The 24782-nt window shown below is 44.7% G+C and carries 23 protein-coding genes; 20 read left to right on the forward strand and 3 right to left on the reverse strand.

The window, feature by feature from the left end; all coding sequences use genetic code 11:
• The first annotated feature begins 3 nt into the window (after positions 1-3).
• From Q369_RS0105960 to nagA, 16 genes are all read left to right on the forward strand, one after another.
• Positions 4-837 carry an ABC transporter permease gene (locus Q369_RS0105960; RefSeq protein ID WP_031526899.1) on the forward strand — a complete coding sequence of 278 codons (834 nt, stop codon included), beginning with the start codon at positions 4-6 and terminating at the stop codon, positions 835-837.
• A 15-nt stretch (positions 838-852) separates the two neighbouring features.
• Positions 853-2112: an ABC transporter ATP-binding protein gene (locus tag Q369_RS0105965; RefSeq protein ID WP_031526900.1), complete on the forward strand. Its 1260-nt coding sequence runs from the start codon at positions 853-855 to the stop codon at positions 2110-2112.
• The gene (locus tag Q369_RS0105970; RefSeq protein WP_031526901.1) at positions 2105-3187 is read left to right on the forward strand and encodes a DegT/DnrJ/EryC1/StrS family aminotransferase; all 1083 of its coding nucleotides are present in this window, start codon (positions 2105-2107) and stop codon (positions 3185-3187) included. The genes Q369_RS0105965 and Q369_RS0105970 overlap by 8 nt, the downstream gene beginning before the upstream one ends.
• 4 nt (positions 3188-3191) lie before the next feature.
• Positions 3192-5240, forward strand: a complete 2049-nt coding sequence (locus tag Q369_RS0105975) for an ArnT family glycosyltransferase (RefSeq protein WP_031526902.1) — start codon at positions 3192-3194, stop codon at positions 5238-5240.
• Positions 5241-5246: 6 nt separating this feature from the next.
• Positions 5247-5945 carry a WbqC family protein gene (locus Q369_RS0105980; protein WP_031526903.1) on the forward strand — a complete coding sequence of 233 codons (699 nt, stop codon included), beginning with the start codon at positions 5247-5249 and terminating at the stop codon, positions 5943-5945.
• 1 nt (position 5946) lies between these two features.
• Positions 5947-6606, forward strand: coding sequence for an acetyltransferase (locus tag Q369_RS0105985; RefSeq protein ID WP_031526904.1), 660 nt, complete (start codon positions 5947-5949; stop codon positions 6604-6606).
• A 63-nt stretch (positions 6607-6669) separates the two neighbouring features.
• Positions 6670-7893: a glycosyltransferase family 4 protein gene (locus tag Q369_RS0105990; RefSeq protein ID WP_031526905.1), complete on the forward strand. Its 1224-nt coding sequence runs from the start codon at positions 6670-6672 to the stop codon at positions 7891-7893.
• The gene (locus tag Q369_RS0105995) at positions 7890-8873 is read left to right on the forward strand and encodes a glycosyltransferase family protein (RefSeq protein WP_031526906.1); all 984 of its coding nucleotides are present in this window, start codon (positions 7890-7892) and stop codon (positions 8871-8873) included. The genes Q369_RS0105990 and Q369_RS0105995 overlap by 4 nt, the downstream gene beginning before the upstream one ends.
• The gene (locus Q369_RS0106000) at positions 8873-9631 is read left to right on the forward strand and encodes a DUF5672 family protein (protein WP_031526907.1); all 759 of its coding nucleotides are present in this window, start codon (positions 8873-8875) and stop codon (positions 9629-9631) included. The genes Q369_RS0105995 and Q369_RS0106000 overlap by 1 nt, the downstream gene beginning before the upstream one ends.
• A gap of 5 nt (positions 9632-9636) precedes the next feature.
• Entirely contained in the window at positions 9637-10590 is a 954-nt protein-coding gene (locus Q369_RS0106005) for a hypothetical protein (RefSeq protein ID WP_031526908.1), read from the forward strand.
• A 9-nt stretch (positions 10591-10599) separates the two neighbouring features.
• Positions 10600-11487: a glycosyltransferase family 2 protein gene (locus tag Q369_RS0106010; protein ID WP_031526909.1), complete on the forward strand. Its 888-nt coding sequence runs from the start codon at positions 10600-10602 to the stop codon at positions 11485-11487.
• Complete coding sequence (locus Q369_RS0106015; RefSeq protein WP_031526910.1) at positions 11484-12818, forward strand: hypothetical protein; 1335 nt, start codon at positions 11484-11486, stop codon at positions 12816-12818. The genes Q369_RS0106010 and Q369_RS0106015 overlap by 4 nt, the downstream gene beginning before the upstream one ends.
• 56 nt (positions 12819-12874) lie before the next feature.
• The gene (locus Q369_RS0106020; protein ID WP_031526911.1) at positions 12875-13924 is read left to right on the forward strand and encodes an acyltransferase family protein; all 1050 of its coding nucleotides are present in this window, start codon (positions 12875-12877) and stop codon (positions 13922-13924) included.
• Between the two features lie 70 nt (positions 13925-13994).
• Positions 13995-14291 carry a thioredoxin gene (gene trxA / locus Q369_RS0106025; RefSeq protein WP_031526912.1) on the forward strand — a complete coding sequence of 99 codons (297 nt, stop codon included), beginning with the start codon at positions 13995-13997 and terminating at the stop codon, positions 14289-14291.
• A 22-nt stretch (positions 14292-14313) separates the two neighbouring features.
• Positions 14314-14859: a pentapeptide repeat-containing protein gene (locus Q369_RS0106030; protein WP_031526913.1), complete on the forward strand. Its 546-nt coding sequence runs from the start codon at positions 14314-14316 to the stop codon at positions 14857-14859.
• Positions 14860-14918: 59 nt separating this feature from the next.
• Positions 14919-16028, forward strand: a complete 1110-nt coding sequence (gene nagA, locus Q369_RS0106035; protein WP_031526914.1) for an N-acetylglucosamine-6-phosphate deacetylase — start codon at positions 14919-14921, stop codon at positions 16026-16028.
• 11 nt (positions 16029-16039) lie between these two features.
• Here the strand turns inward: nagA and Q369_RS0106040 are convergent, their stop codons facing one another.
• Positions 16040-18238 (reverse strand): B12-binding domain-containing radical SAM protein, encoded by a 2199-nt coding sequence (locus tag Q369_RS0106040; protein ID WP_031526915.1) that lies wholly within the window; start codon positions 18236-18238, stop codon positions 16040-16042.
• Positions 18239-18347: 109 nt separating this feature from the next.
• On the opposite strand from Q369_RS0106040, the gene Q369_RS0106045 reads away from it, so the two are divergent.
• Positions 18348-18872, forward strand: a complete 525-nt coding sequence (locus Q369_RS0106045; RefSeq protein WP_031526916.1) for a hypothetical protein — start codon at positions 18348-18350, stop codon at positions 18870-18872.
• 256 nt (positions 18873-19128) lie between these two features.
• Entirely contained in the window at positions 19129-20541 is a 1413-nt protein-coding gene (locus tag Q369_RS0106055; RefSeq protein WP_229206748.1) for a purple acid phosphatase family protein, read from the forward strand.
• Position 20542: 1 nt separating this feature from the next.
• On the opposite strand, the gene Q369_RS0106060 is transcribed toward Q369_RS0106055, so the two are convergent.
• Together Q369_RS0106060 and Q369_RS0106065 are read right to left on the reverse strand one after the other, a co-directional pair.
• Entirely contained in the window at positions 20543-21310 is a 768-nt protein-coding gene (locus Q369_RS0106060; RefSeq protein WP_031526918.1) for a ThuA domain-containing protein, read from the reverse strand.
• Between the two features lie 19 nt (positions 21311-21329).
• Entirely contained in the window at positions 21330-23204 is a 1875-nt protein-coding gene (locus Q369_RS0106065) for a CocE/NonD family hydrolase (protein WP_031526919.1), read from the reverse strand.
• A 118-nt stretch (positions 23205-23322) separates the two neighbouring features.
• On the opposite strand from Q369_RS0106065, the gene Q369_RS0106070 reads away from it, so the two are divergent.
• On the forward strand, positions 23323-24426 hold the full coding sequence (locus tag Q369_RS0106070) for an MBL fold metallo-hydrolase (protein WP_035333030.1): 1104 nt from the start codon (positions 23323-23325) through the stop codon (positions 24424-24426).
• Positions 24427-24556: 130 nt separating this feature from the next.
• A partial coding sequence (locus tag Q369_RS0106075) for a transposase (protein WP_031526921.1) occupies positions 24557-24782 on the forward strand: 226 nt, incomplete at its 3' end.

Raw genomic sequence — 24782 nt, forward strand, 5'->3', positions numbered from 1 at the left:
AAAATGGCGGCGCAACACACAACTACAATCAAGGCAGGTGGTTCTGAAAAGGACTATTGGAAAGATCTCTGGCTACACAGGCAACTTCTTTGGATCTTGTCAAAAAGGGATATTTCTGTTCGTTACAAGCAAACGCTGCTTGGCGTGGCTTGGAGTGTACTCCGCCCGTTTATGACGATGACCGTCATGGTTTTCGTATTCAGCTACGTAGCGAAGATCGACAGTGACCCGGGTATCCCCTACCCTTTGATGGTACTAAGCGGACTGACAATCTGGACTTTCTTTTCGAACACATTTCAGCAGATCAGTAATAGTATATTGCTTAACTCCAACCTCGTGTCCAAGGTATATTTCCCGAGGTTACTCATGCCGCTGAGTTCTATTGCAGTTGGTTTTGTAGACTTTCTGATCGCATTAGGCATTTTTATCGTACTTACACCATTCTTTGATTATACGATAAGCTGGCAGATCATATATATTCCTTTCTTTGTTTTACTTACATTTATTACATCAATGGGCTTCGGGCTCTTTTTCGCGGTGCTGAACGTTCGCTTCCGTGATATTGGCCAGTTGATCCCATTCCTGATTCAAGTTGGAATGTACATATTGCCGGTAGCCTATCCGAGCTCGCTTGTCAAAGGCACCTGGTTTGAAAAGTATTATAACCTGAATCCCCTGGTGGGCATTATCGGTGGTTTTCGCTGGTGTTTACTGGGTGAAAAATCGTATTTTAATCCACAAAGTTTATACTCAACGGTGATCATTTCCTTTTTAATCCTCGTATTATCTTTGATCTATTTTCGAAGAAAAGAGAACACGTTTGTGGATCACATCTGAAAATTGCACCTGGGCATGCCTGTAATTGTAGCTGAAAACATCAGTAAAAAATATATCATCGACCACCAACGCAAAAGTGGGTCAACAAGCCTGCGTGATGTTGTTACGGAGACGGTCGACAAGTTATTTTCAAGAAAGAAAGCACAGGACGGTTTTTCTGACAAAGAAGAATTCTGGGCATTAAAAGACATTAACTTCAGTATCGATCAGGGCGACCGTATCGGTATAGTCGGACACAACGGAGCGGGAAAGTCTACCCTGCTTAAAATTCTTAGCCGGATTACAGAACCTAGTACGGGACAGATCAAGATCGAAGGCCGCATTGCCAGCTTGCTGGAAGTAGGTACAGGTTTTCACCCTGAACTTACCGGAAGAGAGAATATTTTCCTGAACGGGGCAATTCTCGGAATGAACAAAAGCGAAATCAGAGAGTCTTTTGACGCAATCGTTGATTTTGCAGGTGTCGAGAAATTCCTGGATACTCCGGTAAAAAGATACTCGTCCGGAATGTATGTCAGGCTGGGATTTGCCATTGCGGCCCACCTCAATCCCGAGATTCTGATTGTAGATGAAGTGCTAGCAGTAGGTGATACTGAATTCCAGAAGAAATGTCTCGGTAAAATGCGCGATGTTTCGGAAAGTGGCCGGACACTTATTTTCGTAAGCCACAACCTTACTGCGATACAGGCACTTTGCAACAAAGCATTTTATTTCGAAAAAGGCCGGCTCATAGATCAGGGCGAAACTACGCATATTGTAACCAACTACCTGAGTAAAGTCTCACACAAGAGCCTTGAAAAGCATTGGGACAATATTGAAAGTGCACCCGGTAATGATCAGGTCCGAGTGAAAAGCTTCAAACTTTACCCAGAATACCAGGACGACCTGAACCATATCGATGTGCGTACCCCCATTAATTTCCAGTTTGAATTCTGGAACATGGAGGAAGGCGCAAATCTGAACCTCAGCATGCATTTATATACGTTTACAGGCGAATGCATCTTCAATGTAGGAACACAGTCCGAGACCTTCGCCAAGGGCTTAGTGAGCGCAACTTGCGAGCTGCCTGGAAATTTCCTTAACGACGGATCCTACGTTGTTTCAATGATGATTGTAAAAGATACCAGTACCGTGCTCTATAATATGGAAGAGGCACTGGTATTTGATATCGAGGACTATCGTGAAAATGTTACCTGGTATGGCAAATGGCCCGGATATATTCGCCCTCAACTTAATTTTTCCATTCGCCAAACTGAACATGTAGTGAATGATTAACGTCACTAAAACTTTCCTGCCCGATCAGGAAGAGTATATTAAACACGTCAGGGAAATTTGGGAAAGCGGTTACATCACCAATAACGGCCCGAAACTTCAAACGCTTGAAAAAGAATTAAAGGAGTATCTCAACGTTGATCACCTTTATTTTTGCGGAAACGGGACCATCGTTCTTCAAATTGCAATTAAGGCGCTTGAACTGAAAGGCGAGATTATTACCACGCCTTTCTCCTATTGCGCTACTTCCAATGCCATTTTGTGGGAAAACTGCACGCCGGTATTTGTCGATATCGATGCACAGACTTTTAATATAGATCCGTCGCTCATTGAAGCGTCAATCACGCCGGCTACATCAGCAATTCTGGCTACGCACGTTTATGGAAATCCATGTGATGTAGAGGCCATTGAAGCAGTTGCCAAAAAGCATAATCTCAAAGTTATCTACGATGCCGCACACGCCTTTGGAGTGACTTATAAAGGAAAATCACTGCTGTCCTATGGTGACCTGAGTACGTGCAGTTTCCACGCGACCAAAGTTTTTCACTCGATTGAAGGAGGTGCATTAATCTCCAATCATCCAGAGCTCGACAAGAAATTGCATTTGCTGCGCGCATTTGGTCACCAAGGCGATGACCTATATCTATATGCAGGTATTAACGGCAAGAATTCAGAGTTTCATGCAGCAATGGGTTTGGTGAACCTGCCGCATGTTCCTGCAATTATTCAGGCTCGCAAAGAGGTTTTTGATGCTTATGACAGTTTGTTGAACTGGGACGTACTTTACAAGCCGGTTATCAGCAAAGACATTGAATATAACTACGCATATTATCCGGTCGTGTTCCCTTCGGAAGCAGCAATGTTCAAGGTAATGGATGCGTTGCGCGAGCAGGAAATCATTCCGCGCCGCTATTTTTATCCTTCATTAAACACGCTTTCTTTCATGCCAAGGCAATTTGCCTGCCCGGTTTCTGAAGATATAGCGTTAAGAGTGTTAAGTTTGCCGTTGTATGTCGGTCTCCCTTACTCTGATATAGAGCGGATATCCGGTATCATTAACGGTCATTTATCACCATAACCACATGGTACTTTTTTACTGGCTTTCCTTCTTTTTATTTTTATACGGTGTAGGTTTTGTTGCAAAAAGGGTTGCTCAACCTTCACTTACCGAGTGGATCATTACCTGCTTTATACTATTTGTAGGCACCGTTATTCCCAACGGATTCCTGCTCTCGGCGCTCGATCTCACTGCCAATGTATACGCATGGATTTCAGGCAACTTCATCATCTTATCGCTGCATTATCTGCTATGGTCAAAGCTGGGAACAACCCAGCCCGGCTATTCTGTACGCGCAGTAATGTCAAACCGGCTTACTACTTTCCGGCTCTGGACAAAAGAGCTTTCACCGTATCTGAAAACGGTCTTTATCATTATGTTTGGAACGCTGGCAGTTGTCGGCATAACCAATCTGATCCTGGTTCTGTTTACGGCCCCTAACGAATGGGATAGCATGACAGGCCACCTCAACCGCGCAGTAAGGTACATTCAGCATGGTACAATGGCACATTTTGGCGGAACCAACTGGAATATGGATACTTATCCCAAAAGTGTCACTGCCATTCAAATTTACAGCTACCTCATCAGCGGTAACTTTGAAAACGCTTTCAAACTGATTCACCATACTTCTTACTACATTACACTGGTTGCGATTTTCGGGATAGCACAACGTATCGGCCGGAATCTTTCAGCGAGCTTTTTCTGTGCACTGGCCTACAGCATGTTCCTGGATTTCCTGATGCAGGCTGTAACTACCGAAACCGATATTGTGATGACAGCTTACCTGAGTTGTCTTCTTTACTTCCTGTTTACCTACTATTCCAGTCGCCAAAACAAGTACCTATATCTTTCAGGAATGGTTTTCGGGATTGTTTTTGGTCATAAAGTTACGTTCGCACTGCTGCTTCCGCCTGTTTTTGTTGTGATGCTCTACGCAGTTTTCATAGCACCTGATCTCAAAACATTTTTCGCCCGCTTTATTAAGCTTGCTTGTTCAATCACCATAGCAATGCTGGTTTATACTTTTCCGACGGGTTATATCAAAAATATCATGGTTTTCGGTCACCCCATCGGTCCGCCGACATCATTGAGACATCAATCTGTGGAACGTGCCGGCCCATTATCCAACCTGTTTGAACAAGGGAGCCGCAATGTGATCAGGTATGCATACGATTTCTTCAATCTAGACGGAATCCGGAATGCACAATGGGGATATAATTTGAATACAACAATAAGAAAACCCATTGCTGCGCTGGAAGATAAACTCCACATGCGGCTGGACGAAGAAACCGACTTTTCCATTGTACCATTTTTAATGCAGCGGCGTTTTTCCAACTACAATGCAAATCCCTACTGGGGCGTATTTGGCTTTGCATTGATTCTGCCGCTCGTATTACTTGTGCTTGTCAGGGTTTTCCGATCCCGGGTTCACTGGTTTCTGGCGGTTGCGTTCTGTCTCCACTTCGCGACGCTATCGTACTCTGCGCCTTATGATCCGTTTAAAGGCCGGTATTTTATTGAGACAGGTGTATTTGGCGTTTTGTTTTTGCTATTACTCTTTTCAAATCACCGTTTGTCTATTATCAAGCCAAGAAGAAATATCTGGAAAGGCTACATTCTTACCATTGTTGTCCTCGCCTGCATTTCGGCTGTAATGGCGGTATATCTCAATGTGCGCTGTCTTCCTTTGCCAGCGTACGGTCACGAATCAGCATTGACGACCGATCGCATCGAGTTCCAGACGATTGCCCGGCCGGATATTACGAAAGCATATAAAACGTTTGATTCGATTGTACCGCAAAATGCAACAGTCGCCCTGGCTACGATCAATGATGATTTCGAATATCCGCTATACGGCGAGAAATTAACCAGAAAGCTCATCACCATCAATCCTTTCGAGCAAGGGTTGAAGCCTATCCCCAAAGAAGCTGATTACCTTTTTTATGCAAAAAGTGTAATCAATGACACCAGCAAAATCAAAGCGCTGCCGACAGATATCAGGCTCGGCTCTGACACCACGATGACCAACCTGGATGTGAAAGGTCAGGATTATTACCTTCGCAAACTCAAATAGTGTCTCATGACTATTGCCATCATGCAGCCTTATATATTCCCGTATATAGGGTATTTTCAGTTGATCAATGCGGTTGATAAGTTTATCATCTATGACGATGTCAATTTCATCAACAAAGGCTGGATTAACCGGAACAATATCCTCGTTTCGGGGAAAGCGCATCTTTTTACAATTCCACTGAAAGACGCGAGTCAGAATAAGCTTATCAATGAAGTAGAGCTGCTGAAAACAGAACCCTGGCAGAAAAAACTATTGAAGACGATCCAGCAGTCTTACCAGAAAGCTCCGCATTATCGAAAGGTTTTTGATCTGATCGAAGAAATTGTAAATTTAGATGTCAGAACAATTTATGAACTGACCCTGCATGCGCTTACGAGAACCTGCGCATTCATGGAAATCGACACCGAAATCATTTCTTCTTCAACAATCTATAACAATACACACCTGAAAGGACAGGCTAGAATTCTGGATATCTGTAAACAAGAAGGAGCCAGTCATTACATCAATCCGATCGGTGGCATGGAATTGTACGACAAAAGTAAATTTGAAGGGGAAGGTATAAAGCTCGACTTCATTAAAAGTCTTCCAAGCCCTTACATCCAATTTAAAAATGCTTTCGTACCTTGGTTATCAATAATTGATATCCTGATGTTTAATAATCCCGAAGAAATCAGGGCGCAACTGAAAGCATACGAATTAATATAGAATGGCGAAGATCATTATTTTTGGAGTACTCGATACAGCTGAGCTGGCACATTACTATTTGACACATGATTCTGAACACGAGATAGTTGCGTTCACAATTAATCGTCAGTATATAGAGCAGGACACATTCAAAGGTTTGCCGGTAGTCGCATTTGAAGACGTGGAAACCATCTTCTCTCCCTCTGAATATGCATTCTTCGCGCCAATGACCGGCAGGAACATGAACCGCAACCGTGAGGCTATTTACAACGAAGCCAAAGCAAAAGGATATCAGTTCATTTCCTACATCAGTTCCAAAGCTACCATTTTCGACAAAAGTGTAATTGGGGAAAATTGCTTCATTCTGGAAGACAATACGATCCAACCTTTCACCATTGTTGGCAATAATGTGGTAATGTGGAGCGGGAACCACATTGGTCACCACGGGCAAATAAAAGATCACGTATTTTTCACCTCCCACGTTGTACTCTCGGGACATTGTGTAGTTGAATCATATTCATTTTTTGGTGTAAACAGCACAATCCGCGATTATACGACGATCGCGCAAGGAACATTGGTCGGTATGGCCTCGGCGATTACCAAAGAAACCGAAGAATGGGGAATTTACGTTGGGAATCCGGCCAAGAAAGTGCCTGGAAAACTGAGTCACGAAGCTTACTGATATATTGATATCTGTGCGGGCGTAGTTTGGGATATCTGAAGTCTGAGATAGCGATTCTTGTTAATGGAGCAAAAGAAAATATTATTCGTCAGTCATGACGCAAACCGCGCAGGAAGCCAGCTGCTGCTTTTGCAGTTACTAAGGCTTTTGAAAGAACGGGGAATTCCGATGCATTTGCTGCTTTGCAGCGGCGGAGAGCTCGAAAAGGAGTTTGAAGAGGTTGTCACCATTACCCGGCTTTATCAGAACTACAAAGTTGCGCCGCATCCATTTACCGGAAAGCTTCTTAAAAAGGTACACCTGTATAAGCTTTATGAAGAACGCTCCACGCAAAAAGGCAACGACCGCCTGATCGCTGAGCTGGAAGCACAAAATATCGGGCTTGTTTTCGTTAATTCAATTGCCAACTCAGGTGTTTACCACGATTTCCTGACTTTCCTGCACCACGTTCCGCTTGTGCTTTTTGTACACGAACTGGCTATGTCGGTGAAAATGTACTCTCACGAAAAGCACCTGAACTTTCTGCTTCGCAAGACGGATCACCTGATTGCGGTATCACATGCAGTTGCCAATTACTACGTCAAAAAATACAACTTTCCAGTTGCACACGTCAGTACATTCACCCTGATCGATCATGAACATATTGATCGGAAGTTGCGTACAGTGCAACATGATATTCTTGAAAAAACTTACAGGATACCCAACGACGCCATCGTGATCGGCGGTTGCGGCAATGCGGAATGGCGCAAGGGAAATGATATCTTCAACTGGATTGCAAAGCGCGTTATTCACAAAACAGCACCGCTGCCTGTCTACTTCGTTTGGATCGGAGCTGGTCCGCAGCACGAAATATATGAACTTATTGAGAGTGATATCAGGCTAATGGGATTAAGCGACAGGATTATCCTGGTTCCGCCTACTCCGTTTGCATTGGATTACATCAACCGGTTTGACGTACTGATGCTCAGTTCCAGGGAAGATCCGTATCCGCTCGTGGTACTGGAAGCTGCATTACAGGAAATACCAGTTGTATGTTTTGAAGATGCAGGCGGCGCACCTGAGCTGATCGAAAGCGATGCAGGCTTTGTGGTACCTTATATGGACATTTCAGCAGCCTCAGACGCAATTATCCAGCTGGTACTTGATCCTGCATTAAGAGAAACATTGGGCAGAAAAGGCCGGCAAAAGGTGTTGGAAAGGCACAATACTGAGAAAAGCGTCGGCAGCATCGAAGCCATTATTCAAAAGTATCTACCTTTACAGGTTTCGGAACAGCACAATCAATGACCATTGCCTTTACCATTTGTTCAATCAACTATTTAGCGCAAGCCAGGACGTTAGGGAATTCTCTTCGCGCCACTAACCCCGACGTGAGGTTCTTCATCGGACTGGTTGATTTGTTGCAGGGTATATCCTTCGACGATTCGTATAAACCCGACTTTCCTATGATTGAAATCGATAAGATCGAGATCAGGGATTTTCAGGAAATGGCTGACAGGTACAACATCACAGAGCTGAATACTGCTGTAAAGCCTTTTTATTTTACTTACTTTTTCAAACATTATCCCGAAGCGAAGAATGTGATTTACTTCGATCCGGATATTATCGTTTTTCAGCCACTCACAGGTTTACTTGGCTCATTGCAGAAAAGCGATGCGGTACTTACGCCGCACCTGAACACGCCCATTGAAGATAGGCTCACCCCGAATGAGCTGCATCACCTGAATACCGGGATTTACAATCTTGGTTTTGTTGCATTTCGGCGCAGTGCGATCAACCTGGAATTCATTTCCTGGTGGGAAGAAAAGCTGCGGTATGAATGTCTGATCGACCTTTGTAATGGACTTTTCGTAGATCAGAACTGGATGAATTTCCTTCCTTTGTTCGTCCCGGACACGCATATAGAAAGGAATCCGGGCTACAATGCGGCCTACTGGAATTTGCACGAAAGGGTATTTTCTAAAAAAGAAAATACGTTTTTTGTCAATGAAAATAATCCTTTGATATTCTTCCATTACAGCGGCTACGATCCCGCAAAGCCTGATATACTATCCAAATACCAGGACCGGTTCGACATAAGTGAGCGGCCGGATCTTACAGAGCTGTTTGCATTATACCGCGACACCCTGATAGCCAATGGAAATGCATATTACCGGAAATTTGAATGCGCGTACATCAAGCCCGCTCCTGTTCGCCGCTATCAGCGTGTGCGTAAGTTTTTAAAGATGCCGATCAATTACCTTATTGATCAGTTGGAGACATTCTGATGAAAGAGCTTGTATCAGTTGTCATTCCCATTCTCAATCCGGAGATCAATCCCACGGAAGAAAAGATCCTGCATCATACGCTGCAAACGCTGGAAAAGTACCCTTTGATTTTCATCACGTACGAGGGAGCCGATCTGTCGATTGTCAAAGAGCATAATGAAGATATAGACGTCATTTATTTTCCGAAAAAGTATTTCGCTACCCGTGATCACCTGGCTTCGCTGCTTTTGTTGGAGGATTTTTACGACCGGTTTAACTGGTGTGATTTTCTCTTGATCCATGAACTGAACAGCTGGATAGTACGCGATGAGCTTTACTATTGGTGCAAACAGGGGTACGATTACATCAAAGCCGGCCCCTATTTTGGCAGTCAGCAGGCGGTATCCGACAATGTTGTAAAAAGACTATCCGGATTGAATGCGGAGGAGAAAATACTATTCGGAAAAGGTTATGCGAATAATGGGCTCTACCTTTGCCGCATAGAGCGGATGACAAAAGTGCTGAAAAGCAAGCGCAAAGAGGCTTATCAATATCGTCACGATGAAGCCTTGCCGAATGCGGATTCATTATTCTGGGAGCTCGAAGCGAACAGGTTCTGGCCACATCTGCGCAAGCCGACCCAGGTTGTTCGCAACCATTTTGTACAAAATGCATTTAACCTGAGGAATCAGAATGCATTACCATTTGCATTGACGGGCATATCCAGAGCGAATATCCAGGATCTGCCTTATTTTCAAACAATGCCGGAAGCTGATTGAATTTCATGAATATTATATATACAGTTTGTAACAGAACGAATCTGCCGCACGCCCTCACCCTGGCCGACTCGGTGCAGAAATTTCAACCCGATTCTGTCTTTTATCTTTGCTGGGTCGACAATGCGGCTTTGCCCGAGCTACCTGCCCATATTAAAGTTATTAATATCCTGAATGTTGCAATTCCGGGTTGGGACAAAATGGTTTCCCGGTATTTCGATTTCGAGCTGCTGGCTGCCTGCCGCCCCTGGGTCGCGCAATTTATCCTGAATAAAAATGCAAACTGCCAGACATTGACTTTCCTGGCCCCGACAGTGGTATTGTTCCAGTCAACCGAAACGATCCTGAATAGCAAAAGTGATTTCTTTTTGACGCCGAACATTCTTAAACCGCTTAGAAAATCTTCCTACCTCGACGACAAGCGGATTCTGAATATTGGTATGTTCCATTCAGGAAGCTGGACTTTGAGAAATGGTGAAAAGGTACGTGAAACTTTGACCTGGTGGGCAAACCGCACACTGGACCGAGCGGCTTACGATCTTTGTAATGGGATGAACATGGACCAGCTCTGGCTGAATTATATTCCGGTATTTGTACCAAAAACAGAAATAGTCGAGCATTCCGGCTGGCATTTCGGGTTACACGCAGTTTTGAATAAAGACTTGTCTTTAAGTACTGGTCAGTATCTGGTGGATAACCAGCCGCTGATTTCCATTGATTTCGCCGGACTGACTATTTTTGATCCGATTTGGTCAAATCATTATGGTTTGATAAATAAAAATAATCTTTTCAAAAACCTGCTGGGACACTATGAAAAGAGTCTTGCAAGTTACAAGCACATGGTGCCGACAGGTAATGTTCCGGTTCTGGGCAAAGTCGCCGACATTCAGAAATACAGAATTGTCAGAAATAACCTCGCCGGGAAATTGAAGGCAATCACCACTTATATTGATCAGTTTTAATCAGGAACTATGCATTCTCTGGAACAATACACGCTGGAACTGCGTAAATTCCTGTCAGGTTTGAAAGTAAATAATGCAATGCTTGCAACAGCAGCTGCGAACTTTCCCAAGCTGACCATCATTACGCCATCCTATAATCAGGCTGCGTTTTTGGAACGTACGATACTCAGCGTACTCAACCAGAATTACCCAAATCTCGAATACATCATCGTCGACGGCGGCTCCACAGATACAAGTGTGGAAGTAATCAAAAAATATGAAAAATACCTGACCTGGTGGGTTTCAGAAAAAGACAAAGGCCAGGTGGATGCGATCAATAAAGCATTAAGAAGGGCCACGGGCGATTACATCAGCTTCCAAAATTCAGACGACGTATATTTTCCGGGCACTTTCGAGCGTTTTGGAAAAGCTGCTACCCAGTACAATTCAGACATTCTGTACGGCGACTTGTTCATGATTTCAACTGACGACGAAGTAACTGAGATTCTGAAAACAACTTCATACAGCTTTGATTGCCAGGTTTTGGAAGGAATGCAAATACACAATCAGTCCCTCTTCTTCAAGCGCAGGCTCGTTGAGCAATACGGATTATTTGACGAAAGCTACCGCTTTGCATTCGACTACGAGTTTGTAACAAGATATACCTCTCATTCTCAAACTACTACAAAGAAGATAGATGGCCTGGGCGGCGCGTTGCGCGTGCATGAAGATGCCAAGTCGTCAACTATCGCACACGTGGGAGCTGAGGAACATAAACGTGTTCAGGAATTGTACATTTCTAGGAACAGTTCGGCTGCGCTCAACAAAATCAAGTATCTTTGGTGCCGGGTTCGTAAAATTGCTTATTTCGTTCTCCGGTCGGATTTCAAATACATTCGTTACAGATTTTCCAGATGAATTGGAGCTTACTTAATGTATCTACTAATTTCAATTATCTCAGGTATTCACTGGGCATCGCGATGATGTTCAATGGGTTTCCTCTGATATTCTTTATTAGGGATACATTGGGAGTCGGACCGGCAAGCAGCGTTTTTACTGCCATTTTCTTTTCGCTTGCACTTATTCTGATGGTTCCGCCGACGTTGTTCAAGCGTCTGTATAAGCCAAATGTGATTTTGCTGAACCTGGGTCTCGGGTTTCTTTTGATGGCGCTTTACTACTTCTTTTTCTTAAATTATGTAGGAAAAGCGGTTGCTGACGTCGGAAACTTCGTTTTTACATTCGGCTTTATTATTCTGCTGCTGCACATTCCAAATGACATCAAAGACACCCTGATCCTGGTGATCTTCCTCCTGTCTTTTTTTACAAATATTACACTGGTTTACTCGCTCATCACGGACCCTAACTGGACTCCCGGAATGCGGGCCGCAGTAAATTTCGCAAACGAAGGCGCTCAGCCAGGAGGTAACCCGCACATTACCGCCCGAAACGGCGTAGTTTGTCTGCTTACCGCATTTGTAATGCTGGGCAACACCAAGGATCTGATTACCAGAATCTTTCTGTTCTTTTCCATTCTGTTCGGATTAGGAGTAGTGATTTTGTCACTTGCTAAATCGAGTTACCTGGGCCTGGGCATTGCTGCATTCGCTTATTTTCTGTTTCGGTTCAAAGCTACCGACATTGTTTCTGCTGTTGGAAATGCATTCAAATTCCGCAACTTCATCTTTATCGCCATTATCCTCGTCGGCATCAACTATTTCCTGAGCCGCTACGGAGATATCCTGAATTTGCTGCTCGGCTATTGGGATGTTTTCCAGGACAGGATTCTGGATGTGATTTTCACCTCTACCGGGGTGCGGCTCTCCGAGGAAGCTGATGTGGATTATTCCGCTATGGGCCGGGTAAGCGGCTTTGGGGAATTCCTGGAAACGCTATTCTCCTGGGATGTTTTCCTGGGTCGCGGATACAAGAGTGATTACCTTGACGTACCTATCCTGGAAGCTTGGGTAGATCAGGGGATTTTCGGATTCTTGTTTTTTGCCGCCTTTAATTTCTTCCTATTCCTTTTTGCAATACGTGAAATCCGGAGGTCTACTAATGCGCTGAGCACATTTCTGGCTTTCTTCTTTTTATCCATGATGGTATTGCTTGTTACCGGAGGAAGGCCGTATGATATCGCATTCTGGTTCCCTTATTCAGTGATGATCAGGTTCCTGGGCATACGTTACCTCGATAGCTACCAGCAACGTCCGGTTGCAACCAAACTCACGACCGTCGCTACCTCTTAACTTTACATTTTCCCGACCACCGCTATCAGGTATTCCTGGCAGGTCAAATCATTCTCATGAAAGGCAGAGTTGAACAACTGGATGGACTTAGGGGAATATTTTCGGTACTTGTCATCGCCCACCATCACAATGCGTTCAAGGACGCTGACCTTTACAACAACTTCTTCGTCATCAACGCAAGTCTCTTTGTTGACTTTTTCTTCGTTTTAAGCGGATTCGTAATCGCATTGAACTACGTAGATCGGATCCGTACCGGAAGCGATTTTTTTCAGTTTTTGAAAAAACGTTTCATCCGCCTCTATCCACTTTTGTTCTACACAGAAGTTGTATTCGTAATCGCGAACCTGGTTGGAGAACAAAGCCCGATGAAAAATGTAGCCAGCCTGGGCCTCTCTTACTATTTCTATACTGCATTCGACGCACTTACTTTCATGGGCTCCACGCCGATTTTCGGATCGTGGATCAGTAATAATTACCCTTCGTGGTCGATTTCTGCAGAGATGATTTCTTACGTAGTATTTGGTCTTGTTATCTTGTTTTTACCAAAATTCAAATACTTTACTTTTGCGCTGCTTTCACTGCTTTGTGCATTGTTTATCATTTCAAGGGGAGAATACCTGCTCGCTTACGACTACGGATTTGTGAGAGGCTTGCTGTGCTTTTGCTTCGGCATTTTCACGCATTCTATTTTAAGCAAAAGAACATTCAGGCTCACGATGCTCGAAATTCCATTCCTGATTGTGCTGCTTGCTGCAATGTATGCAGTTCACCACCTGGATCTTAATCTTTGGAAATTGGCATTCCCGGTTCTGTTTTCGGCCGGTATCATCATCTTCGCCAGCTCCGATGGAATAATTACCCGGCTTCTTTCCAGCCCACCTTTTCAGTACCTCGGCAAGATATCCTACTCCATTTACCTCAATCACGCGCTTGTGCTGATTTTAGTCAATGTAGTACTTTTCAGATTCCTCAGATCTGAGCCCACCAGCCTGATGATCGCAGTTTCACTGGTCACATCTATTTCGCTCACTATACTTTACTCCCATTTCACCTACGAATGGATTGAAAAGCGATTTGGGAAATTTTTACGTGACAAATGGAGTTAGATAAGCAGAGAACGAAGCTTCCGGCACGTTCTTAGACTATCAAATCGAACACTTCAAAACATAAGAAATCATGGCGACTTTCTCAGAACTCATCAATGGAAATAAACCAGTACTGGTAGATTTTTCAGCTGAATGGTGCGGGCCTTGTAAAATGATGAAACCTATTCTGGACGAGGTAAAGGCGGATTTAGGAGAATCAACCACAATCATCAAAGTGGATGTAGATAAGAATAAGGCTGCGGCCAGCGCGTACAAAATCCAGGGCGTACCTACGTTGATCGTTTTCAAAAATGGCAAACCCATGTGGAGACAATCGGGTGTCGTGCAGGCTGCGCAATTGAAATCGATCATCAAAAAGTATATCTGACCTTTCACCTGAGACAAAGCTTTTGGAATCTATTAACAATGCAGATTTTACCGAAAGAAAACCTTCGGAATCTGCTTATGAGCAAATTACGTTCAACAACTGCACGTTTTCCGACCTTTCGGGAATAGACTTTATAGATTGCATTTTCAAAAATTGCAACTTGAGTAATGCGCTTCTTAAAAACTGCAAAATCTCAGATATTCAGTTCATCAATTGCAAGCTACTCGGGGTTAACTTCTCTGAAACAAAGGATTTTGCATTTGCAGCCAGGTTTGAAGAATGCATTCTTGACTACGCCATTTTTGAGCGTAAAAAGCTGAATAAAACTACTTTTAGCAAATGCAAGGTACACGGCGCGGATTTCACACAAGCTGATCTTTCGAAATGTAAATTGCACGATTGTGATTTCTGGGACGCAGTGTTCGAGAATACCAATCTGGCAGGGCTTGATTTCACAACCAGCAAGAACTTCACGATTGATCCTGCTTCTAATAATGTCAAAAAAGCGAAGTTCCTTTCTTCGGATCTTGCCGGGTTACTAACCCGTTTTGACATCATTATCAAGTAGTACTTTGAAGCGATACTCATTTTTCGTTTCTTGACAGCATCAAATTACGACTCCGCATTATGTCCGTTCAATTGTTCGCCAGCAAAGTATTCACAGGTTCAGAAGTTGTAAAAAATCAGCTTATACAGATTGTAGGAGGCAGAATAGCCAGTATGGAATACGCGCAGCCAGATCCTGGCGTGACGCGCGTACCTAATCTGGCGGCCGGCCTTTTCGACAGTCACATCAATGGAGGCGAACGATTTTACTTTACAGAACGGGCTGACGAGGAGACCATTGACGATATCTATACGGCCAGTATAAATACAGGAACAGCTTACGTTCTTCCGACATTGATTACTTCTCCGCACACGAACATTCTGAAAGGGATTGAAGCTACGCGCAGCTATATGGAGAGAAATCCAGGCTCGGGAGTGCTCGGAATGCATTTGGAAGGCCCTTTTCTGAACCCGGTCAAACGCGGCGCTCACCTTGCCGGGTTTGTCAGAAAACCGACAAATGGGGAATTAGAGGAAATTATCTCAGTTGGAAAAGATGTAATCCGATTGATCACGATAGCGCCTGAGATGTTTACGGAAGATCAGATCCGGATGCTCCTCGACTCAGGAATTACCGTTTCAGCCGGACATTCGAATGCAACTTACGACGAAGCGGTGAAAGCTTTCAGGCAGGGGATCCAGCTGGTTACCCATTTATATAACGCAATGTCCGCATTTGGCCACCGCTCACCCGGACTGGTGGGTGCCACATTCGACACAGAATCGGTTTATGCACCATTGATTATCGATGGCGTGCATTGCGATTACGGTGCAGCGAGTGTTGCTTATAAAATCAAGAAAGACAAGTTGTTCCTTATCTCCGATGCATTGTTTCTGGGCGAGAAAGTGACTGAGTTCAAATGGGGAGAATTTGATGCATACCTGAAAAACGGACGGTATACCAACTCGGATGGAAACTTGGCAGGAGCTACCATTTCGCTGGCAGATGCAGTGAGAAATGCAGTCAATATCGTGGGGATACCCTTGCAGGAAGCGATAGAAATGGCAACGATTCGGCCGGCCAAAGCTTTGGGTTTAGCAAATCAGATCGGTAAAATTGAGATCGGCTACCCGGCTGTTTTTACTACATTTAATGATGATCTTTCTGATTTTCAGGTATTGAAGTACTAGCATTTAATTGGCTACAAAACCAAAAGACCACCTTCTTTTAAGCTTAGCCAGGTTATCGATTTCCTGAAATCATCGAAATGACCCAATCCTGTTGCTTCGTACTGCTTTATAAATTGGTCAAAAAGCATTGGCTCGGGATTACTTACAAGTAGTTTTGGAAAGATTTCCACCAGCCAATCGGCAGTAGCCACATCGGCTTCAATCGCCCATTCTTTTTTCTTATTGTAGAAAACCAGCTCTGCAATTTCAATCACCTTTTTGCCTCTTTTCTCTTCAAAAACTGCCATTTCCGGCAAATTACCCAGCCAGACAATCACTGCATTCGGTCGGGTCCCGGAATCAGGTGATTCGTGAATGCTTTTATCAATGTAATTCGGCGGAATGGAGGTGACGGGCACCTTGAAATCAAACCAGCGGGAATGCGGAAAATCCAGGCAAACACCGTGCATATAGTTAAAAAGCGATTTTCTCAAGCCTTCCGAAAAGCGCGCGTGCTCGGCACCGAGCGGATCGTGGTGTTCGAGGTCATTATTAGCGAATTGCCCGTTTCCAGGCCCGATCCGCATGACGTCAAATGCTTCGGGATGTAATCCGACCGGACTGTGCGCCGTCATAGCAAAGCGATGCCAAAACCCGGACTGCACAATACCAGCCTGAAACAACTGCCTCACCATTTCCAGTGAATCAATGGTTTCCTGTGCCGTTTGTGTTGGAAAACCGTACATTAAATAAGCATGCACCATAATTCCAGCCTGCGTAAATGCATCAGCGACCCGCGCGACCTGGGCGACTGTTACACCTTTCTTCATTTTTTCAAGCAAACGATCCGAAGCCACTTCCAGTCCGCCGGAGATTGCAATGCAACCGGAAGCTTTTAAAAGCAAACACAGATCATGCGTAAAGTTTTTTTCGAACCGGATATTCGTCCACCAAACTACCGTCAGCTTTCTCCTGATGATTTCCAATGCCAGATCGCGCAGCAAGGCAGGTGGCGCAGCTTCGTCGACGAAATGAAATCCATTTTGATTGGTTTGTGCAATGATCTCTTCGATCCTGTCGCACAAAAGAGCCGCTGTCATGGGTTCGTAGCGGCGGATATAATCCAGTGAAATGTCACAAAAGGTGCATTTCCCCCAGTAACAACCGTGCGCCAAAGTGAGCTTATTCCAGCGTCCATCGCTCCACAGCCGGTGCATTGGATTGACTATCTCGATTACCGACAAATAATCATGAAGCGGCAAATCGCTATAATCCGGCGTTCCTGTATCGCGCTGTGCCACATCACGCTCTTTCGCACTATTATGGTAAATCACCGCTCCATTTACACGCGAGTAAACGCGTTTCATTTCCCCGAGTTGCCTGTTTCCATCGAGGTAGTCAAGCAGCGAGAGCAACGGCGCCTCTCCATCGTCGAGACAAACAAAATCAATATAGTTGAAAACACGGGACTCTTTTAATGTGCGCAATTCGGTATTGGGAAAACCACCGCCCATTGCGATTTTAACAGCAGGATAATGTTGTTTTAAAAACTGTCCGCATTTGAAACCACCATATAAATTACCTGGGAAGGGAACAGAAATGCAGACAAGATCCGGCTGGTACTGCTGCATTTTACGCGCTAAAACATCCTTTAAAGTCTGTGAGAGCAAGGTATCCGGTTGTTCCAGCGCTTGTTCCATCTCGTCGAAGCTGGTAGCAGATCTGCCCAAACGTTCCGCGTACCTGCTGAAACCGAAATGAGGATCAATCGCCTCCTGGATCAAATCGCCAAGATCTTCAAGATACAAAGTCGCTAAATGCCGGGCTTTATCGTGAATGCCCATTGTACCGAAAGCCCAGTCCATATCTTCCAGCTGCTGAAATCGGCTGGCTTCGGGAAGGTAGCTTCGGTCGCAGATGCTGTGGGCCAGCGTTGGGTTGATATTTTTCAGAAAGCGGATAACAGGATCTATCGTACTGATATATTCGTCACGGAGCGAGTAAATGCGAAAGCTGTTTTCAGTAAGCTCCGCATCCGAATCGTCCAGCTGCTGAAAAAGCCGCCGAAGTCCCTTTCCAGAAAACAATTCCAATATCACCTCAATGCCAAGATCAGCCTGATAAGACTCCCGCCCCAACGTATTCAAAAACCCTTTCAGATAAGCAGTAGCCGGATAAGGGGTATTGAGCTGGGTAAAGGGCGGCGTGATGAAGAGTGTTTTCTGTTGCACGAAAATCTATTTGAACTATGTCGCAAAAATAAGGCATTTCAAAGCCAAAGAATAGCCCGAATGTGAAACTCTTCGTACTACAGGATGTTAAATAACACACACTTACATTATGAAAATTCGTCGGCCGATCAAGATTCAGATTGACAAGCTTACCAATTCGATTGAGGAACCCGATTCAGGGAAGTGTCACGAAACTCTTGTTCTGCCCCTTTCAGTTGCGGATCTTAAAACATTCAAGAAATCAAGTTGGCTGTTTGATTGGCGTGAGGAGCATAGTCATCGTGAAAGATGTGTGTTCAAGTTGGTATTGCTAGAACAGCCAAATACAATCCAGGGCCTGGTTAGTTTGCAAGACAAAGGAGATCATATCTACATGCACTTAATTGAAAGTAGTAAGGCCAACCGTGGTCCATCTAAGCAATTCGTAGGTATTCCAGGTAATTTGATCGCATTTGGTTGCAAAACTTCCTTCGAGAAAGGCTATGAAGGATACTTGTCATTTGAAAGCAAAACAAAACTGGTGACGCACTATAAGAATATACTTGGCGCAGAGGTGTTATTTGGTAATGTAATGATCATCAATTCCTTTGCTGCTAAAAACCTAGTAGATAGATATTTCCAAAAAAAAGGCTAACTTGTAGTATGATAAACGAATCAAAACGCGTCGATCTTCTCACAAGCGGGAGACAATTATCAGAAGGCGACTTCCAGCAAATTAGCATGCTAATTAGAGATAAGAAGTCGAAAGGTAACAAAATCAATAATCGGAAAGTTGACGCTGAAGGTGCGAGAAAATGAATGCTGGTCCTGGTACTAATATATCGTAACATTACCAAACCATAAAATCAGCCCACCTCAGTAGCCTGATCAAGCTGCAAAATGGTATTATTGTGGTGAAACAACTGACCATTATGCATTGCCGCTTTCTGACCAACATTCAAGCTACGTTCCTGCTACTGCTGATTTGCGCTTCTACTACCTTTTCTCAAAATAAGATTTACCATCCTACGGCGTTCCCCGACCGGATCATTCTTGGTTACAAAGGTAGCCCTCCGGTTTCGCAGGCCGTCAACTGGCGCACTGATACAACGGTTAAAGAAGCGATTGCGGCGATTCACGAAGCTGATCCTTCTCCGGATTTCATCGACAAGGCCAGTACCGTTAAAGCATTTACGCAGCCGGTCGTTTTCGAGGAGCACGCTGCATTGTACCACGAAGTCAATTTCACTGACCTGAAACCGGCGACGCAATATGTGTACCGCGTAGGTGATGGCAAGAACTGGAGTGAGTGGTTCCATTTCACAACCGCTTCCGACCAGGCGCAGCCCATTTCATTTCTATACTTCGGAGATGCGCAGAATGATGTCAGGAGTTTGTGGTCGAGGGCGATACGGGGCGCCTACACTACCATGCCCAAAGCCAACTTTATGATCCACGCAGGTGATCTTATTAACAGGTCCAATAACGATTATGAATGGGGCGAATGGTTCGAGGCAGGCGGCTGGATCAATGGAATGGTACCCAACCTGGCTGCACCCGGAAATCATGAATATTACAAAGACGGCCTGAAAGAAAAGATTTCCAAGCACTGGCGGCCGCAATTTGCATTGCCGGAGAATGGACCGGAAGATTTAAAGGAAACTGCCTATTACATCGATTATCAGGGAAGCCGCTTCATTTTCCTGAATTCGGAAGAAGCTACTTCGGGCAAAAGATCACGCGACGAGCAGGCAGAATGGTTTGAAAAAGTGGTAAGCAATAATCCACAGCGCTGGACTGTGGTCATCCATCACCATCCCATTTATTCTACCAAACAGGGACGCGACAATGATGAATGGCGGGACAAAATGGAGCCTTTGTACAGAAAGCATAAAGTTGACATTGTATTGCAGGGCCACGATCATACTTACGGACGCGGTATCAATATGCCCGTGGGGCAAAGCCGCAAAAAGCCCGACGGTCCTATTTATGTAGTGTCGGTAAGCGGACCTAAAATGTACGACATCGGTTTGCAGGACTGGATGGACCGGGCAGCTTCGAACACGCAGCTTTATCAGGCGATTACGATTGATAAAAACAAGCTATCCTTCAAAGCTTACACCGTCAATGGAGATTTATACGACGCATTTGACCTGGACAAAGACAACCGCGGTACAAATACCCTGATCGAGCTCTCAAATACCTTGCAAATGAAAGAGCGGCTTAACTTGCCTGAGCGGTACGAAAAAAGCTTTAAAGAGGCTGAATTGAAGGAATATAATCAGCGGTACCAGGATTATAAAAAAAGAAAAGGCATAAACTAGGTTACCGCTTCGCCGCCCAGAAAATAGCATTGCTAAAAAGTCGTTTGTACGCGTCGCTATTAAATAAAAGCGGCGAGTGCCCCATGAAAATGTAGACATTTCGCGCCTTCACTTTCGGGTTCGACCAGATAACCGGGTGATCTCCCATTTTAATACGTGAATCCGGAGAATAGGTTGATTCGTCAACGCTTGCAAGTACTTCCACATTGGGGCGGGGACTTTTGTCATACGTATACCATTCTTCTTTTTCAACCCAAAAAGAGGCCGGTACCCCTTTCATGATCGGGTGTTTTCGTTGCTCTATCTGCACCGTTGCTGCAGCAAAAGTGGAAATGTAGTTCTTGTAGCGGATACCGCCCATAAATTCAGAAAACCAGGGCCAGATCTTGTACCCGTCGAACTCACCGAGCAAAGTGGCATGGTGAAAACCGATCCAGCCGCCTTTGCCTTCCCAGATGTACTTTTCAAATGCAGCCGCGGCCTCCGGTTTCCAGGCATAAGGAACGTAGTCGAGCTGTATGACGAGCTGAAATTGGTCGAGGTAACGCTCGTTGATTGGATCTGTTTTATCAATGTAAACTACCGAGAAGTTGCTTTTCGAAGCCAGCGAGTCAAGCCAGACCTTCGCCCGTCTTGAATATTCGATGTGATGCCCGCCCGGTTCGGCCATTGCAAGTACCCTGAACGAACCATTCTGCGCCAATGCAGTACAGCTTACCAGTAAATGCAGCAGCCAGGCAGCAGCCACATTCCCGCATAGTTTTTTCATGATGATCTTTTTCGAGATTCTATTTCAACACCGGCAGGATAATGTGACTGCTGTTCTTTGAGTCGTGGTGAATCGTGATTCTGGATTTTTGAAAATCAGCCTCATCAGCTTCAAAGATATTTATGAATTTCTGCGGATTGCGATCAACCAATGGAAACCAGCTGCTTTGAACCTGTACCATGACGCGGTGGCCTTTTTTGAAGGTATGTGCAACTTCATTCAGCTTCACAGTCACTTTCTCAATTTTGTCTTTCGTAAAAGGCTCTGGTTTGGAGAAACTGTTGCGAAACTTCCCTCTCAGTACTTCGGCGCGCACCATTTGCTGATAGCCGCCCATTTGAACTGGTCTTTCACCTTCCTTCGCCGCCGGAACTGTTGTATTCGCCGGCCAAACATCAATAACCTTAACAATGAAATCTGCATCAGAGCCCGTCATTGAAACCATCAGATTTGCTATGATCTCTCCTGTCAATGTCAGATCTTCCGTCAGCGAATCAGACTGGAAGCTCAGCACATCCGGCCGGCGTGCAGCAAAACGCTGATCTTCGGCCATATATTGATTGTTTCTGCCTCTTCCGATTACATTGGTGTACGGTACAGGCTTAGCAGGGTCACTTTCGTATTCGGTTGAACTCTTCGCAGATGCGGGCTTTGTAACAGACAGCTTTCCTTTTGCATCAAAAAAGTAAGCGGTCGGCTGGCTGTTTTTGGGTGGCCAAACATCGTAGTTCTTCCATTTATTAGTTCCGGTTTCAAAAACTGTCACTTCCGGCAGATCGAAACTTCCTTTTCCTTTCAGGTAGAAGTTGAAAAATTTGGTCTCGATATCTTCCTGGAAGAATTTGTTTACATCACCTCCAAACTGATACTGCGCAAAAGACTTCCATTGCGGCACAGCCCAGCCCCCATGTGTCCAAGGCCCCATCACGAGCCTGTTATTGTTACCCGGGCTTTGTTTTTCAATGGCCGCGTAAGTTTTCAGTGCACCATACAAATCTTCTGCATCAAACCAGCCTCCTACTACCAGAACTGCCGGTTTGATGTTCTTTAAATGGTTTTTAATATTTCTCGACTGCCAGAATTCGTCGTAAACCGGGTGCGCGGTTGTTTGCCGCCAGATGCTGTTCGGATCTGCGAAATAGGGTGCTGCATTCGTTTTCTTCAATGGACCAAAATCCAGAAAGTATTGGTACGCATCATTGAAACTAACCTGAAAATGACTGTCATAATTCTGCCCGTCCGCACTCTTCTTTCCGTCGAAACCACTGTAAAAACCAAAGTTGTCCATCAGAAAGAAAGCACCGTTGTGGTAGCAATCGTCGCCTATAAATTCATCGGACATAGGAGCCTGCGGTGATACTGCGACCAATGCAGGATGGGCGTCGGGCAATGCAGCAGACGAATAGTAGCCAGGGAAGGAAATCCCGCTCTGCCCTACTTTCCCATTGTTTTTGGTATGTTTCAAAAGCCACTCGATGGTATCATAAGTGTCACTCGATTCGTCAACATCCTTGTTACTTTTCTTGCTGGCAATCGCCGGTGTCATTTCACGAAATGTACCTTCGCTTTTGTAGCGGCCTCGTGCATCCTGATAAACGAAAATGTATTTTTCACGCATCAGATAAGCATTCGGGCCGAGGCTTCTCCGGTAACTGTTGGCACCATACGGTCGCACCGAGTATGGCGTACGCTGCATTAAAATCGGGTAAGTCTGAGCGGAATCTTTGGGTGTGTATATCACGGTAAAAAGCTTGACGCCGTCCCGCATGGCAATGTATTGTTCTGTTTTGATGTAGTTGTTCCTAACAAAACCTGTATCGGGAAGAGCTGCATTTTGTGCAAATGCAACAAAGGAATATAAAAGCAAAAAGGTGCCGAGGAAACTTATTTTCATAAGGGATAATTATGGAGTACAAATGTGCTAACCAAAAATACATAAGAAACTGGTTGACACGCGCAAATCTTTCTACCTTCCTGGTAAAACCTGAATGAAACGACTTAAAAGATTTTTCATGATATTCATTGTTCTGCTGGCATTGCTGGTATTTGGTGTGTTAATATTTATGCAACAACCTCAGTTTGGAAGAAAACCCACCGGCGCTCGGCTGGAAAGAATCAGGCAATCACCGCATTACCGCGATGGACAGTTTCAGAATGAAAGCAATACTCCTGCACTTGCGGAAGGCGCTAGCTATCTGAAAGTAACGGTTAAATTTTTCTTTGGAAAAAGTAAGCTCAACGTTCCAGCAGCACCGATCCCTTCTCAAAAAACGGATTTGCTGCACCTCGACCCGAAAGAAAATGTCCTGGTCTGGTTCGGGCATTCTTCCTATTTCATGCAGATCGACGGCAAGAAATTCCTGGTCGATCCCGTTCTGAGCGGGCACGCTTCTCCCGTTACATTTACCACACCTGCATTCAAAGGTACCGACGTTTATTCAGTGGCGGACTTACCCGAAATTGACTATTTGCTCATTTCTCACGATCATTACGATCACCTGGATTATGAGACAATTTTGAAGCTGAAACCAAAAGTAAAGCAGGTAATTACCGGATTAGGGACAGGTGAGCACTTTGAATACTGGGGCTACGATCCTGCAAAAGTCACAGAAAAAGACTGGAATGAAACAGCCGAGCTGGGCGATGGATTTAAGATACACATTACACCGAGCCGCCATTTTGCAGGTCGGGGGTTCAGCAGGAACACAGCCTTGTGGGTTTCAATGGTTTTGCAGACGCCCAATCATAAAATTTTCATCGGTGGCGATTCTGGCTATGATTCACATTTCAAAAAGATCGGCGAGAAATTCGGTGGCTTCGACCTGGCTTTACTTGAATGCGGACAGTATAACGATGCCTGGAAGTACATTCACATGATGCCGGAGGAAACAGTACTTGCCGCGAAAGAGTTGAATGCAAAGAAGTTAATGCCTGTACACTGGGCCAAGTTTTCACTCGCCCTGCATGATTGGAATGAGCCCATTCAAAGAGCGGCAGCCGAAGCGGCTAAACAGAATATGCCGCTCGTAACTCCACTTATCGGTCAAAAAGTCAATCTAGATGGAGATCAGACCTGGCGTCAGTGGTGGAAGGAAGATGAAATACAACCCAGGTAATTTTCCGGAGTTTGATCGTTGTCAGGACATAAAAAGAGGCTGTCTCAAATGAGGCAGTCTTTTTTCATTTTAGAGGTTTGGGTAATTTTTCTGGATTGATTATCTTTAGTTATAAGCAAACCAAAGAAAAATGGGTCGCCGACAGCCTAATTTCAAGCCTTATCACCAGCATCAGTTGATGCTGCTTCCTCCAAGTTTAGAAGATCTTGTCCCCAAAGGGCACGTTGTCCGGGTGGTCAACGATGTGATCAATAAGATCAATTTAGAGCCGCTCAATGCCGCCTACTACCTGACCGGTCCGGCAAGTTACCATCCCCAGATGCTGTTAAAAGTGCTCGTATTTGGCTATATGAGCA

It is taken from the genome of Dyadobacter crusticola DSM 16708 (genome assembly GCF_000701505.1).
Lineage (GTDB): Bacteria > Bacteroidota > Bacteroidia > Cytophagales > Spirosomataceae > Dyadobacter > Dyadobacter crusticola.